Origin of the sequence: Azospirillum sp. A23 (genome assembly GCF_042938965.1) — a bacterium.
GTDB lineage: Bacteria > Pseudomonadota > Alphaproteobacteria > Azospirillales > Azospirillaceae > Azospirillum > Azospirillum melinis.
In genome coordinates this window covers 515,079-527,650 of sequence record NZ_CP170663.1, presented here as the reverse complement: position 1 = coordinate 527,650, position 12,572 = coordinate 515,079, and the positions used below count along the sequence as shown (strand labels likewise).

The following is a 12,572-nucleotide window of genomic DNA, read 5'->3' as shown; positions in this document are numbered from 1 at the left end:
TGTCTGGTATTTGAGTGGTTTTATCGTGCGGCGCGACCTTTCCCGGGTCGCGCCGCTTTTCTTTTCCGCACTGCGGCGGATTTCGTGATGCGATTCCACCAATGGACGCTGGCCTCCGGCGCAAGAAGGTCTTACATTGGTATCTATACCAGTCAATCGCGAGCGCCGCCATGACCGATCAGGGCAGTCCAGAGTTCACCCCCTCCCGCTCCACCCCGCTGATGGCGGTGGAGGCGGCGGAGGCCCCCGCCGCGGTGGCCCGGCAGATCGAGCGGTGTGGTGCCGGCTTCGCCGAGCTGGGCGAACGGCTGCGCCGCGAGCCGCCGCGCTTCGTCGTCACCTGCGCCCGCGGCAGTTCCGACCATGCCTCGGCCTACGGCAAATATCTGATCGAGACGCGGATCGGGCGGGCGGTGGCCTCCATCGGGCCGTCCATCGCCTCGGTCTATGGCGGGAATCTCAGCCTGGAGGGCGCGCTGTTCATCGCCGTTTCGCAGTCGGGCCGCAGCCCGGACCTGCTGCGGCTGGTGGAGGCGGCGAAGGCCGGCGGTGCGCGGGTGGTCGGCTTCGTCAATGCCGAGGACTCGCCGCTGGCGGAGATGTGCGACCATTTCCTGCCGCTGGCGGCCGGGCCGGAGCGCAGCGTCGCCGCGACGAAATCCTGCATCGCCTCGCTGGCCGCCTATCTGCAACTGGTGGCGCACTGGCAGGACGATCCGGCTTTGAAGGCAACGCTGGCGGCCTTGCCCGACACGCTGGAGGCAGCCAGGGCGCTGGACTGGAAGCCGGCGCTGATGCCGCTCGCCACCGCGGAGAGCCTGTATGTGCTGGGGCGCGGAGTCGGTTTCGGCGCGGCGCTGGAGATGGCGCTGAAGTTCAAGGAAACCTGCCGTCTGCACGCCGAGGCCTTCAGCGCGGCGGAGGTGGTCCATGGCCCGTTGGCGCTGGTCGGCCCCGGCTTTCCGGTGCTGGCCCTGACCCAGGCCGATGCGGCGGAGCCCCACACCCGCGCGGTGGTGGAGCGCATCGTCGGGCTGGGCGCCGCTGTCGCCACCACCGAGGCTGGACTCGCGGGAACGACCCTGCTGCCGAGCCTGCCGGGGATCGCGCCGGAGGCGGCGCCGCTGGCGGCATTGCAGAGCTTCTACGGCGCGGTCTATGAACTGGCGCTGGCCCGCGGCATCGACCCCGACAGCCCGCCCAACCTTGCCAAAGTGACGAAGACCGTCTGATGCGACAGCTCCTGACCGGCGCCCGGATTTTCACGGGCGAGACCATCCTCGACGGCCGCAGCCTGCTGGTCGCCGATGGCCGCATCCTCGACATCGTCGCCCCCGGACGTACCCCGCCGGACGTCGAGCGGACGGTGGCGCTGGAGGCCGGCGACCTGCTGGCGCCCGGCTTCCTCGACATCCAGGTGAATGGGGGCGGCGGCGTGCTGTTCAACGAGCAGCCGACGGCGGACGCGACGCTCGCCATCGCCGCGGCGCACCGGCGCTTCGGCACCACCGGGTTGCTGCCGACCATCATCACCGACACTCCCGACTGCCACCGTGCCGCCGCCGAGGCGGCGGTGATGGCGGTCGCCAAACCGGGCAGCGGTGTGCTGGGCATCCATTTCGAGGGGCCGTTCATCAGCCCGCAGCGGGTCGGCGCCCATGATCCGCGCTTCGTCCGCGCGCCGGACGAGGGCGATCTCGACTTCATCGGCGGGCTGCCGGCACGGATGCCGGGCGGCCGGATTCTGCTGACCCTGGCGCCGGAATGCGTGGAGGACGTGGCGCTGTCCCGGCTGATGGCGGCGGGGGTGATCCTGTCGGTCGGCCACACGATGGCGAGCGCCGAGCGGGTGGTGGAGGCCTTCGATCTCGGCGTGCGCGGGGTGACGCACCTCTACAACGCCATGCCCGGCATCGCCAACCGCCAGCCCGGCCCGGCCGGGGCGGCGCTGGGCGACGGGCGGCCCTGGTGCGGGCTGATCGCCGACGGGCATCATGTCCACCCGCTGATGATGCGCGCGGCGCTGGCCGCCCGGCCGCGGGGCCGGATGATGCTGGTGACGGATGCTATGCCGCCAACGGGCACCGACGCGGATCGCTTCGAGCTGAACGGGCGGACGATCTACCGGCGCGACGGGCGGCTGGTGCTGGCCGACGGCACGCTGGCGGGGGCCGACCTCGACATGGCGACGGCGGTGCGCAATGCCGGGACGCTGATCGGCCTGCCGCTGGAGGAATCGCTGCGGATGGCGTCGCTTTATCCAGCCGAGTTCCTGGGGATGGACGGCGAGCGCGGCCGGATCGTGCCGGGCTGGCGGGCCGATCTGGTGCTGCTGCGGCCCGATCAGACGGTGCGCGGGACGTGGGTCGAGGGGGAGTGGCGGGGGGCTTGAGGCCGGAGGTATCAGTCGTGAGCGTACAGGGTCGATCATCGGTCGTCATCCCCGCGAAGGCGGGGAACCAGGAAGCTCCGTATCTAAGCCTTTGACTTGTCTGGATTCCCGCCTTCGCGGGAATGACGGCTGAGAGAAGCGCATGAGGAGATCAGGTGAGATCTGTTCAAGCTTGCCGAGCGGGTGATCGGTTACGACAATGAGCGGGGCAAAGGCGACCACCGGCATTATGGGCTGCGAGAGGAACCATATCGCTTCACCTCGCCGGAGCAGCTGATTACGGACTTTCTGACCGACGTCAGGACCGCAGGAGGCGATGTATGAGCGACCTAAAGATCCACGTCGGCGACACTGCCGAAGAGCTTGCCGGCCGTTTCTCGGACGCATGGCGCCGTGCCGAGCACGGAGATCCGGTCAACGAGCGGCACCTGTCCTTCGACAGCTTCGAGACGCTGGCTCGCGCGCTGACGCCCAAGCGGTTGGAACTGCTCCGGCATCTGCACCGGGCGCCGGCCGCCAGCATCAACGCTCTCGCCAAGGCGGTGGGCCGTGACTATCGCCGCGTGCATGAGGATGTCGAGGCGCTGGTCGCCGCCGGCCTTGTTGATCGCGAGGAAGGCGGCACCGGGTTGACCGCGCCGTACGACGCGATCTCTACCCGGATCGCCTTGTAGAGATTTCCTTGGCGGGCGTCAGCCCACCGCCACGATCTCCAGCCCATCCTCGTCGACGCGCACCCGCAGCGCGGTCAGGTCGGGCAGAGACAGGTTGCCGTCCAGCTCATGCGCGGACAGCGTCGTGGTCAATCCGATCACCCAGGCGCCTGCCGCGTTGCCGGCGGCCAGTCCCGCCGGGGCATCCTCGAACACCACGGTGTCGCGCGGGTCGAAGCCCAGCTTCTCGGCGGCGGTGCGGTAGCCTTCCGGGTGGGGCTTGCCCTGGGTGACGTTGTCGGCGCCGATCAGCAGGTCGGGCAGGGGCAGGCCGGCCTGGGCGATACGCTTTCTCGCCATGTCGTGCGGGGCGGAGGTGACCACCGCCCAGCGGTGGCGCGGCAGCGATTGCAGAAGCTCCAGCGCGCCGGGAACCGCGCGCACCCCTTCGGTATCGCCGGTGTAGCACTCCTCCACCAGACGCACTTCCTCATCGATGTCGGCACCGGCGGGGGCGAAGCGGCGGACGGTTTCGATGCTGCGGACGCCATGGCAGACGGCCAGGATCGCCTCGGGATCGAGATCGTGCCGGGCGGCCCAGGCGCGCCAGGAGCGCTCAACCGGACCCTTGGTGTCGATCAGGGTGCCGTCCATGTCGAACAGGATGGCGCGGACGCGGAACGGGGTATCAAGGGCAGGCTTCATCGCTCGCTCTCGTTGGAATCGTCGGTGTGGGAGGAATGGTCCGGTAGGGATCAGACCAGCGACAGTTCCACGACGAAGTCATAGGCGTCGCCGCGGTAGTGGGAACGGACGAACTCCAGCGGGGTTCCGTTTTCCAGGAAGGTGCGGCGCTCAATGTAGAGGGCGGGGGCGCCGTCGGGAACCCCCAGAAGCGTCGCCTGATCCGCCGGCAGGCGAATGGCAGACAAGCGTTGCAGCGCGCGGAAGGGCGGATGGCCGCGCCCGCGCAGGGTCTCGTACAGGGAGCCCTGCACCAGATCGGGGTCGGGTAGGACGCTGGTCGGCAGGGCGCTGAGTTCGATGGCGAGCGGGGTGCCGTCGGCCAGACGCAGCCGGTGCAGCCGCACCACCTCCGCCCCCGGACGCAGGCCCAGCGCCATCGCCTCCTCCGGCGTCGCAGTGGCGACCGAGCGGCTGAGCCAGCGCGAATCCGGCTTCAGCCCGCGCCCGCCGATGTCCTCGGTGAAGCTGGTCAGGGCGGACAGCCGCTGCTCCACATGAGGGCTGCGGTTGATGAAGGTGCCGGCCCCCTGGCGCTGGTGCAGCAGCCCCTCCGCGATCAGTTCGCGCAGTGCCTTGCGCACGGTGACGCGCGACACACCGAAGGTCTCCGCCAGCTCCCTCTCGCCGGGAAGGGCGTCCTGGTCGGTCAGCCTGCCCTCGACGATCAGCGTCCGCAGATGCCGTGCCAATTGCAGGTACAGCGGCAGGGGCAGGGCGTCCGACAGGGCGGTCGGGTCGAACGGGGCCGCGGCGGCGGCAGTGGACATCGGCAACCACTCCAGTGCTCCGGGACCGGCATGATACCACTGAAAGGCCTTTGGGCAACAGGCGCAGGACGGGATGCAGAAGTGCAAGCACAATTACAACCAGTTTCAGATTGCGGAATGTCCGGATTTTGGTATTCTGCGCATACAGTCCAATCTAATACCACCAACCAGACATCACCAACCCCCAGGCTTGGCGCCGGGGCGACAGCGGAGCCGGAACGATGGCGGGCGGCACGGAAGATGCGGCGAACCGGTACAGCCGGCTGGACGTGTGGCCGGCCGCCGAACTGATGACGGCCCTGTGGGAGGGGCAGACGCGCGCTCTCGCCGCCTGCGCTCCCGCCTTGCCGCTGGTCGCCGCCGCCGTGGAGTCCGCCGCGGATCGTCTGGCTGCGGGACGGGGACGGCTGGTCTATGCCGGGGCCGGGTCGTCGGCGATGGTCGCAGCCCTCGACGGGCTGGATCTGGGGCCGACCTTCGACTGGCCGGCGGAGCGGCTGGTGCTGCTGATCGCAGGCGGGCTCGACCTGTCGCGCGGGCTGGCCGGGGCGGCGGAGGATGACGAGGGAGCAGGGCGGGCCGATGCCGGCCGGGCAGGGATTTGCGCCGACGACGTGGTGGTCGGCCTGTCCGCCAGCGGCGCCAGCGCCTACACCGTCGGCGTCCTGCGCGCTGCGCGGGAGGCGGGGGCCCTGACCATGGGCATCGCCAGCAGTGCCGGTTCCCCCCTGCTGGAAGCGGTGGAGCATCCGGTGCTGACCGCGACGGGGGCCGAAGTGATCGCCGGATCGACCCGGCTCGGTGCCGGCACCGCGCAGAAGGTGGTGCTGAACCTGTTTTCGACCGGCGTCATGACCGCGCTCGGCAATGTCTACGACAACCTGATGATCAATGTCCGGCCGGAGAATGCCAAGCTCCGCCGCCGCTGCACCGCCATGGTCGCCCGCATCGCCGGTGTGGACGAGGATGCTGCCGGCGCGGCGCTGGAGCGGCACGGCGACGTGCGCCGCGCCGTGCTGGGGCTCGCCGGGCTGGAGGCGCCCGAGATCGACCGGCTGCTGACCGGGACCGGCGGCAACCTGCGCCGCGCGATGGAACAGGCCCGGTCGGGGTCCAACACGCAAGAATGACCAACATGCGAGGCCCGGCCCCGTGAGGCCGGAGCCCGTTGCACTGGGAGACGTCCGAATGTCTGCTGATCGTTTGTCGGGCGACCGTTTTTCGGGCGTCCAGAGGCTGGGGCGGGCGCTGATGCTGCCGATCGCCGTGCTGCCCATCGCCGGGCTGCTGTTGCGAATCGGCCAGCCCGACCTGCTGAACATCGCCTTCATCGCCGCGGCGGGCGACGCCGTCTTCTCCAACCTGGGCGTCCTGTTCGCCGTCGGCATCGCCATCGGCTTCGCCCGTGAGAACCACGGTGCCGCCGGGTTGGCCGGCGCCGTCGGCTATTTCGTGGCGGTGAAGGGTGCGGTGGTGCTGAGCGGCGTCGCGCCGGAGCTGGTGGCGAAGATGTCCAGCCGCATCAGCATCCCGGTCGGCATCCTGATCGGCATCATCGCCGGCCAGCTCTACAACAAATACAAGGACATCAAGCTGCCGGACTATCTCGCCTTCTTCGGCGGGCGGCGCTTCGTGCCCATCGTCACCGGTCTGGCGGCGCTGGGGATCGCGCTGGTCTTCGGCTATGGCTGGCCCGTCGTCGATTCCGGACTGACCGCGCTGACCACCGGCGTGCTGGGGCTCGGCAAGATCGGCCTGTTCCTCTACGGCGTGCTCAACCGCATCCTGATCATCACCGGCCTGCACCACATCATCAACAACATCGCCTGGTTCCTGCTGGGCGATTACCAGGGCGTCACCGGCGACCTGAACCGCTTCTTCAAGGGCGATCCGACGGCCGGCGCCTTCATGTCCGGCTTCTTCCCGGTGATGATGTTCGGCCTGCCGGCCGCCTGTCTCGCCATGTACCACACCGCCAAGCCGGAGAACCGCGCGGCGGTCGGCGGCGTGCTGCTGTCGATGGCGCTGACCGCCTTCCTGACCGGCGTGACGGAACCGGTGGAATTCGCCTTCATCTTCCTGGCGCCCGCTCTGTTCGCCGTCCATGCCGTGCTGACCGGCCTGTCGATGGTGCTGATGGACGTGCTGAACGTAAAGCTGGGCTTCGGCTTCTCGGCTGGCCTGTTCGACTATGTGCTGAATTACGGCAAGGCGACCAACCCGATCCTGCTGCTGCCGGTGGGTGCCGCTTACTTCGCCATCTATTACGGGCTGTTCCGCTTCGTCATCCAGCGCTTCGACCTGAAGACGCTTGGCCGCGACGACATCGCCATTCCCGCCGGTCAGGCACCGGCCGCCTCCGGTGTCCGGCCCGCCACTGTATCGGCCGCGTCGGCCCCGGCGGTCAGCGACCGTGCCGGCGCCTATGTCGCGGCCCTCGGCGGGGCCGGCAATCTGCGATCTGTGGAGGCCTGCACCACGCGCCTGCGCCTGAACGTCGCCGATGCCAGCCGGGTGAACGAGGTGGAGTTGAAGCGCATCGGCGCCCGCGGTGTGGTGAAGCCGTCGGCCAATTCGGTCCAGGTGATCGTCGGTCCGATTGCCGACCAGTTGGCGGGCGAGATCCAGGACTCGCTGAACGCATCGGCGGGCTTGCGGGTCTGATCGAAAGCACCCCGGTCCCAACATTGGAAAGCCCCGGCTCCTCGCGGAACCGGGGCTTTCGGTCTTTTGAGGCCTGTGTACCGTCAGGCGGGTTCCGGTTCATCGGCGAAGATCGCCCTCAAGTCGATGCGGGTGTCGGTCTTCGCCTCGAGGTCCAACTGGCGCTCGACGTCGTCGAGATGCTCGATCATCAGGGCGGTCGCCTCGCCGGGGCGGTTGCCGATCAGGGCGGCGATCAGGCGGCGGTGATCGTCGGCGGAGCAGGTGTGCGACGACCTCCGCTCGAACGCCGCGATGGCAAGGCTGGAGCGGTCGATCAGGTCGGTCAGGATGCCGGCCAGCGTCGCGTTGCCGGCGAACTCCGCCAGCAGCAGGTGGAACTGGCCGGACAGGCGGATCATCGCCTTGCGATCAGCGGCGCGTTCCGCCGCGTCCTCCAACGCGCCATGCCCGCGCAATTTCTCCAGCATGTCGTCGGACAGCGGGCGGGGCAGCCGCTCCAACCGCTCCATGATCGCACGTTCGATCACCCGGCGCGCCTCGAACACCTCGCGCGCCTCTTTCGGCGACGGCTTGGTGACGAAGGCGCCACGGTTGGGGATCAGCGTCACCACACGCCGCTGCGCCAGCAGGAGCAGCACCTTTCGCACCCGTTCGCGGCTAACGCCGAAGGCTTCCGCCAGGCTTTCCTCCGTCAGCTTGGTGCCGGGCGGCAGGCGGCGGTCAGCGATGGCCTCCCCGATGCTGCGGACGATGCGGGATTCCGCGCTGCCGCGCGGCGCGCCGGTGCGGGCGAGGGGAGTGCGGCGGGCTGGCTTGGCGGTGGCGGCGGTGGTCATGGGCGGGGGAGGTGCTTTTACCGGTGTGCGGGAAATTTGCCGCAGATTGTGCACAAAGCGGGCCAGCGATGGAACTGCAATCGCATGAGCAGCATGCCGGTGATCGTCCTGATCAGAAGTGCCTAAAACCGCGCCACTGCGCCGAACTGCTGCACAAATGCTGCGTCTTTGCGCAATCAGCGGCCATGGAACCGGCGGGTTTTCGCCATTTGGCCGTTGGCACGCGGGATGCAGAAGGCGGAACGGTCACAAACGACCGCGCAGATTGTGCACAATTCTGGAGGCCCTTCGATGACGGCAGGTTCGACGGTCGAGCTGGTGAAGCTGCGCAAGGCCTATGGAGCGACCGTGGCGGTGGACGGCATCGATCTGCGGATCGCCGCCGGATCCTATTGCTGCCTGCTGGGGCCGAGCGGCTGCGGCAAGACCTCCACCCTGCGGATGATCGCCGGGCACGAGGACATCACCGACGGTGACCTGCTGATCGGCGACACGGTGGTCAATGATGACCCGCCGGCCAAGCGCGGTACCGCGATGATGTTCCAGAGCTACGCCCTGTTCCCGCATCTCGACTGCACCGACAATGTCGCCTTCAGCCTGAAGATGAAAGGTGTCGCGAAGGAGGAGCGGCGGCGCCGGGCGGCCGAAATGCTCGATCTGGTCGACATGGGCAAGTATGCCGGCCGCCTGCCGTCGCAGCTGTCAGGCGGACAGCAGCAGCGCGTGGCGCTGGCCCGCGCGCTGATCACCCGGCCGGGTGTGCTTCTGCTGGACGAACCGCTGTCGGCGCTCGACCCCTTCCTGCGGGTGCGCATGCGGGAGGAGTTGAAGCGCCTGCACCGCGACATCGGCATCACCTTCATCCACGTCACCCACAGCCAGACCGAGGCGATGGCGCTGGCCGACCTCGCCGTGGTGATGAACCAGGGTCGGATCGAACAGGCGGGGCCGCCGCGCGAGCTGTTCAACCAGCCGCGCACCGCCTTCGTCGCCCGCTTCATCGGCGGCCACAACGTCATCGAGGGGGGAGTTGTGGGCGACGCCGGCCGCTGTGCCGTCCGGACCGACCGCATCCAGCTCGGCGGGGCCGATATGCCGAGCGAAATCCAGGTGGAGGGCACGGTGCGCTCGCTGGAGTATCACGGCGCCTCCGTCCATCTCAGCCTCGATGTCGCCGGTGCCGACGAGTTCGCCGTCGTGCTGGACGAGGCCCGCTATTTCGATGCCCCCGTCGGCGTGGGCGACCGCGTGCGGGCCGGCTGGAGCCGCCGCGACATCCACCCGCTGGTGGCCTGACCTTTTCAAAAACCGCCCATCAAAAAACAACACGACGAACAGACTGGAGGCTCAGCGATGACCGACACCCGTACTCCTTCGAAGTCCGCGACGCTGTCGACCGGCGTCAGCCGCCGCACCCTGCTGAAGGGCACCGCCGCCGTGGCCGGTGCCGCCGTCGGCTCGGGCGCCATCACCGGCTTTCCGACCATCTGGGCGCAGAACATCAAGAACGTCACGCTGCGCCAGTTCGGCACCGGCGTGTCGAACCTGAACGCCGTCGCCGACAAGGTGAAGGAGGATCTGGGCTTCACCCTGCAGATGACGGCGCTGGATTCCGACGCGGTGACGCAGCGTGCGGTGACCCAGCCGAAGTCCTACGACATCGCCGACATCGAATACTGGATCGGCAAGAAGGTGTTCCCGGCCGGCGTCATGCAGCCGATGGACGTGAAGAAGATCAAGAACTTCGACAAGATCGTCCCGATCTTCATCACCGGCAAGCTGACGCCCGACAGCGCCATCGCCCAGGGCACTGCCCCCCACACCGTCGGCTTCGTCGAGGGCAAGGACAGCACCAAGTTCGCCAAGGCGCCGACCGAGTGGATGACGCTGATCCCGACCATCTACAACGCCGACACGCTGGGCATCCGCCCCGATCTGGTCGGCCGTCCGATCTCCAGCTGGAAGGATTCTGCTGGACCCCGCCTTCAAGGGCAAGGCGTCGCTGCTGAACATCCCGTCCATCGGCATCATGGACGCCGCAATGGTCTGCGAGGCGATGGGCGAGGTCAAATATGGCGACAAGGGCAACATGACCAAGGAGGAGATCGACAAGACCCTCAAGATCATGACCGACGCCAAGAAGGCCGGCCAGTTCCGCGCCTTCTGGAAGACCTTCGACGAGAGCGTCAACCTGATGTCGTCGGGCGAGGTCATCATCCAGTCGATGTGGTCGCCGGCCGTCGCCGCCGTGCGCGCCAAGGGCATCCAGTGCGTCTACCAGCCGCTGAAGGAGGGCTATCGCGCCTGGGGCGGCGGTCTCGGCATCGCCAAGCATCTGAGCGGGCTGGAGCTGGACGCGGCCTATGAATACATCAACTGGTATCTGTCGGGCTGGGTCGGCGCCTATCTGAACCGCCAGGGCTATTACTCGGCCGTGCTCGACACCGCCAAGCAGCACATGTCGCCGGAGGAATGGGCCTTCTGGATGGAGGGCCAGCCTGCCAAGGCCGACATCCTCAGCCCCGAAGGCAAGGTGATGGAGAAGGCCGGCGCGGTACGCGACGGCGGCTCGTTCCAGGACCGCATGGGCCGTGTCGCCTGCTGGAACGCGGTGATGGACGAGGACCGCTACATGGTCCGCAAGTGGAACGAGTTCATCGCGGCCTGACCTTTGCGATTGCCAGCCATTCCCTCTCCCCCCTGGGGAGAGGGGGGTAATCGCCGACACCACCCACCGCAGGACCACGCCGATGACCCTGACCGCCGAAACGTCCCGACCGTCCGTCACGGCCGCCGCCGGCAGGGTGCGGCGTCGCCGCCTGCTGCCGCGCGTGGCGCCTTATCTCCAGGCGGCACCGCTGACCGTCACGCTGCTGCTGTTCCTGCTGGTGCCGATCCTGACCATCGTCGCGGTCAGCTTCTGGGATTACGACAGCGTGCGCATCTATCCCGACTTCGTGCTGACCAACTACACGGAGCTGCTGACCTCGCCGGTCACCTGGAAGACCTATCTGAACACGCTGAAATATGCCGCACTGACCTGGGCGATCACGCTCGGCATCGGTTTCACGGTCGCTTATTTCCTGGCCTTCCATGTGCGGTCGACAACCTGGCAGATGGTGCTGTTCCTGGTCTGTACCATTCCGTTCTGGACCTCCAACATCATCCGCATGATCTCGTGGATCCCGTTCCTGGGGCGCAACGGGCTGCTCAATTCCGGCCTGATCTCCGCCGGGATCATCGACCAGCCGCTGGAGTTCCTGCTGTTCTCCGACTTCTCGGTCGTGCTGGCCTTCGTTCACCTCTATGCGCTGTTCATGGTGGTGCCGATCTTCAATTCGATGATGCGCATCGACCGCGCTCTGATCGAGGCGGCGCGCGACGGCGGCGCCAGTGCGGTGCAGACGTTGTGGAACGTCATCCTGCCGCTGACCAAGCCCGGCATTGCCATCGGCTCCATCTTCGTCGTCACGCTGGTGATGGGCGACTTCATCACCGTGCGGCTGATGAGCGGCGGGCAGAGCGCCTCCATCGGGCTGATGATCGCCAACGAGATCTCGCTGCTGCAATACCCGGCCGCCGCCGCCAACGCTGTGGTCCTGCTGGCCGTCGTCCTGATCATGGTGGTGGCGATGCTGCGCATCGTCGACATCCGCAAGGAGCTGTGAGAGATGAGCACCTCCCGTCGCGGCCTGTCCTTCTACCTGCTGGGGGCCTTCTTCGCGCTGTTCGTGCTGTTCCTCTACGGCCCGACCGCGACCATCCTGATCCTGTCCTTCCAGGGGCCGGAAGGCGGCCTGACCTTCCCGATGAACGGCGTCTCGCTGCACTGGTTTCGCAACCTGTTCGAACAGCAGGCGGTGGGCGATTTCGGCGGGTCCTTCCGCCGCTCCATCGCGCTGGGGCTGATGGTGATGGTGCTGACCGTGCTGTTCTCGGTGCTGGCCGGCTTTGCCTTCCGCCGCCGGTTCCGCGGCAGCGGGGCGCTGTTCTATCTCGCGGTCGCCAGCCTGATCGTGCCGTCGATCCTGGTCAGCCTGGGCATCGGCCTGTTCTTCAACATCCTGGGGCTGGAACCGTCCTGGTACAGCTCGGCGCTGGGGGCGCACCTGACCTGGACGCTGCCCTTCGGCCTGCTGATCGTCTTCGCCATCTTCAACCGCTTCAACCCGGCCTATGAGGAGGCGGCGCGCGACCTGGGCGCCACGCCCTGGCAGACGGTGCGCCATGTGGTGCTGCCGATCCTGCTGCCCAGCCTGATCGGCGTCGGGCTGTTCGGCTTCACCCTGTCCTATGACGAGTTCGCCCGCACGCTGATGACCGCCGGCAGCTTCAATACGCTGCCGCTGGAGATCTATGGCATGACCACTAACGTCACCACGCCGGTGCTCTATGCGCTGGGGTCGCTGACGACGGTCTTCTCCTTCACCGTGATCGGCCTGTTCTTCCTGGGCCTGATCGCGCTGCGCCGCCGCCGCCTGCGCCGAAGCGGCCACTGAGGACTTTCAAG

General features: G+C 67.8%; 11 protein-coding genes and 2 pseudogenes. 10 read left to right on the top strand and 3 right to left on the bottom strand.

Annotation, left to right across the window (positions count from 1 at the left end; genetic code table 11):
- Positions 1–170: 170 nt before the first annotated feature.
- The 4 genes and pseudogenes from ABNQ40_RS02175 (at position 171) to ABNQ40_RS02160 (ending at position 3,066) form a co-directional block, all read left to right on the top strand.
- Positions 171–1,232 carry an SIS domain-containing protein gene (locus ABNQ40_RS02175; RefSeq protein ID WP_109048751.1) on the top strand — a complete coding sequence of 354 codons (1,062 nt, stop codon included), beginning with the start codon at positions 171–173 and terminating at the stop codon, positions 1,230–1,232.
- Entirely contained in the window at positions 1,232–2,392 is a 1,161-nt protein-coding gene (gene nagA / locus ABNQ40_RS02170) for an N-acetylglucosamine-6-phosphate deacetylase (RefSeq protein ID WP_109048752.1), read from the top strand. Before ABNQ40_RS02175 ends, nagA begins: the two co-directional genes overlap by 1 nt.
- 180 nt (positions 2,393–2,572) lie before the next feature.
- A pseudogene (locus ABNQ40_RS02165) lies at positions 2,573–2,716 on the top strand (DUF6516 family protein); the annotation flags it as partial.
- Positions 2,713–3,066, top strand: coding sequence for a hypothetical protein (locus ABNQ40_RS02160; protein WP_109048753.1), 354 nt, complete (start codon positions 2,713–2,715; stop codon positions 3,064–3,066). The pseudogene ABNQ40_RS02165 and the gene ABNQ40_RS02160, both read left to right, overlap by 4 nt.
- Before the next feature lie 18 nt (positions 3,067–3,084).
- Here the strand turns inward: ABNQ40_RS02160 and ABNQ40_RS02155 are convergent, their stop codons facing one another.
- Together ABNQ40_RS02155 and ABNQ40_RS02150 are read right to left on the bottom strand one after the other, a co-directional pair.
- Entirely contained in the window at positions 3,085–3,750 is a 666-nt protein-coding gene (locus ABNQ40_RS02155) for an HAD-IA family hydrolase (RefSeq protein WP_109048754.1), read from the bottom strand.
- A 50-nt stretch (positions 3,751–3,800) separates the two neighbouring features.
- Complete coding sequence (locus ABNQ40_RS02150; protein WP_098736333.1) at positions 3,801–4,559, bottom strand: GntR family transcriptional regulator; 759 nt, start codon at positions 4,557–4,559, stop codon at positions 3,801–3,803.
- 221 nt (positions 4,560–4,780) lie between these two features.
- On the opposite strand from ABNQ40_RS02150, the gene ABNQ40_RS02145 reads away from it, so the two are divergent.
- A complete protein-coding gene (locus tag ABNQ40_RS02145; RefSeq protein ID WP_109048755.1) occupies positions 4,781–5,689 on the top strand; it encodes an N-acetylmuramic acid 6-phosphate etherase in 909 nt (302 codons plus the stop codon).
- Between the two features lie 58 nt (positions 5,690–5,747).
- Positions 5,748–7,223, top strand: a complete 1,476-nt coding sequence (nagE, locus tag ABNQ40_RS02140) for an N-acetylglucosamine-specific PTS transporter subunit IIBC (protein WP_109048756.1) — start codon at positions 5,748–5,750, stop codon at positions 7,221–7,223.
- A gap of 83 nt (positions 7,224–7,306) precedes the next feature.
- On the opposite strand, the gene ABNQ40_RS02135 is transcribed toward nagE, so the two are convergent.
- Positions 7,307–8,062: a GntR family transcriptional regulator gene (locus ABNQ40_RS02135; protein WP_109048757.1), complete on the bottom strand. Its 756-nt coding sequence runs from the start codon at positions 8,060–8,062 to the stop codon at positions 7,307–7,309.
- A gap of 291 nt (positions 8,063–8,353) precedes the next feature.
- On the opposite strand from ABNQ40_RS02135, the gene ABNQ40_RS02130 reads away from it, so the two are divergent.
- The 4 genes and pseudogenes from ABNQ40_RS02130 (at position 8,354) to ABNQ40_RS02115 (ending at position 12,561) form a co-directional block, all read left to right on the top strand.
- The gene (locus tag ABNQ40_RS02130) at positions 8,354–9,358 is read left to right on the top strand and encodes an ABC transporter ATP-binding protein (protein WP_109048758.1); all 1,005 of its coding nucleotides are present in this window, start codon (positions 8,354–8,356) and stop codon (positions 9,356–9,358) included.
- Positions 9,359–9,415: 57 nt separating this feature from the next.
- Positions 9,416–10,730 (top strand): annotated as a pseudogene (locus ABNQ40_RS02125) (PotD/PotF family extracellular solute-binding protein).
- 82 nt (positions 10,731–10,812) lie between these two features.
- The gene (locus ABNQ40_RS02120; protein WP_109048759.1) at positions 10,813–11,730 is read left to right on the top strand and encodes an ABC transporter permease; all 918 of its coding nucleotides are present in this window, start codon (positions 10,813–10,815) and stop codon (positions 11,728–11,730) included.
- Between the two features lie 3 nt (positions 11,731–11,733).
- On the top strand, positions 11,734–12,561 hold the full coding sequence (locus tag ABNQ40_RS02115) for an ABC transporter permease (protein WP_109048760.1): 828 nt from the start codon (positions 11,734–11,736) through the stop codon (positions 12,559–12,561).
- The last annotated feature ends 11 nt before the right edge of the window (positions 12,562–12,572 follow it).

Coding starts and splice junctions, on each gene's coding strand:
- ABNQ40_RS02175 (WP_109048751.1), top strand. CDS start 171: ATGACCGATCAGGGCAGTCCAGAGTTCACCCCCTCCCGCTCCACCCCG.
- nagA (WP_109048752.1), top strand. CDS start 1,232: ATGCGACAGCTCCTGACCGGCGCCCGGATTTTCACGGGCGAGACCATC.
- ABNQ40_RS02160 (WP_109048753.1), top strand. CDS start 2,713: ATGAGCGACCTAAAGATCCACGTCGGCGACACTGCCGAAGAGCTTGCC.
- ABNQ40_RS02155 (WP_109048754.1), bottom strand. CDS start 3,750: ATGAAGCCTGCCCTTGATACCCCGTTCCGCGTCCGCGCCATCCTGTTC.
- ABNQ40_RS02150 (WP_098736333.1), bottom strand. CDS start 4,559: ATGTCCACTGCCGCCGCCGCGGCCCCGTTCGACCCGACCGCCCTGTCG.
- ABNQ40_RS02145 (WP_109048755.1), top strand. CDS start 4,781: ATGGCGGGCGGCACGGAAGATGCGGCGAACCGGTACAGCCGGCTGGAC.
- nagE (WP_109048756.1), top strand. CDS start 5,748: ATGTCTGCTGATCGTTTGTCGGGCGACCGTTTTTCGGGCGTCCAGAGG.
- ABNQ40_RS02135 (WP_109048757.1), bottom strand. CDS start 8,062: ATGACCACCGCCGCCACCGCCAAGCCAGCCCGCCGCACTCCCCTCGCC.
- ABNQ40_RS02130 (WP_109048758.1), top strand. CDS start 8,354: ATGACGGCAGGTTCGACGGTCGAGCTGGTGAAGCTGCGCAAGGCCTAT.
- ABNQ40_RS02120 (WP_109048759.1), top strand. CDS start 10,813: ATGACCCTGACCGCCGAAACGTCCCGACCGTCCGTCACGGCCGCCGCC.
- ABNQ40_RS02115 (WP_109048760.1), top strand. CDS start 11,734: ATGAGCACCTCCCGTCGCGGCCTGTCCTTCTACCTGCTGGGGGCCTTC.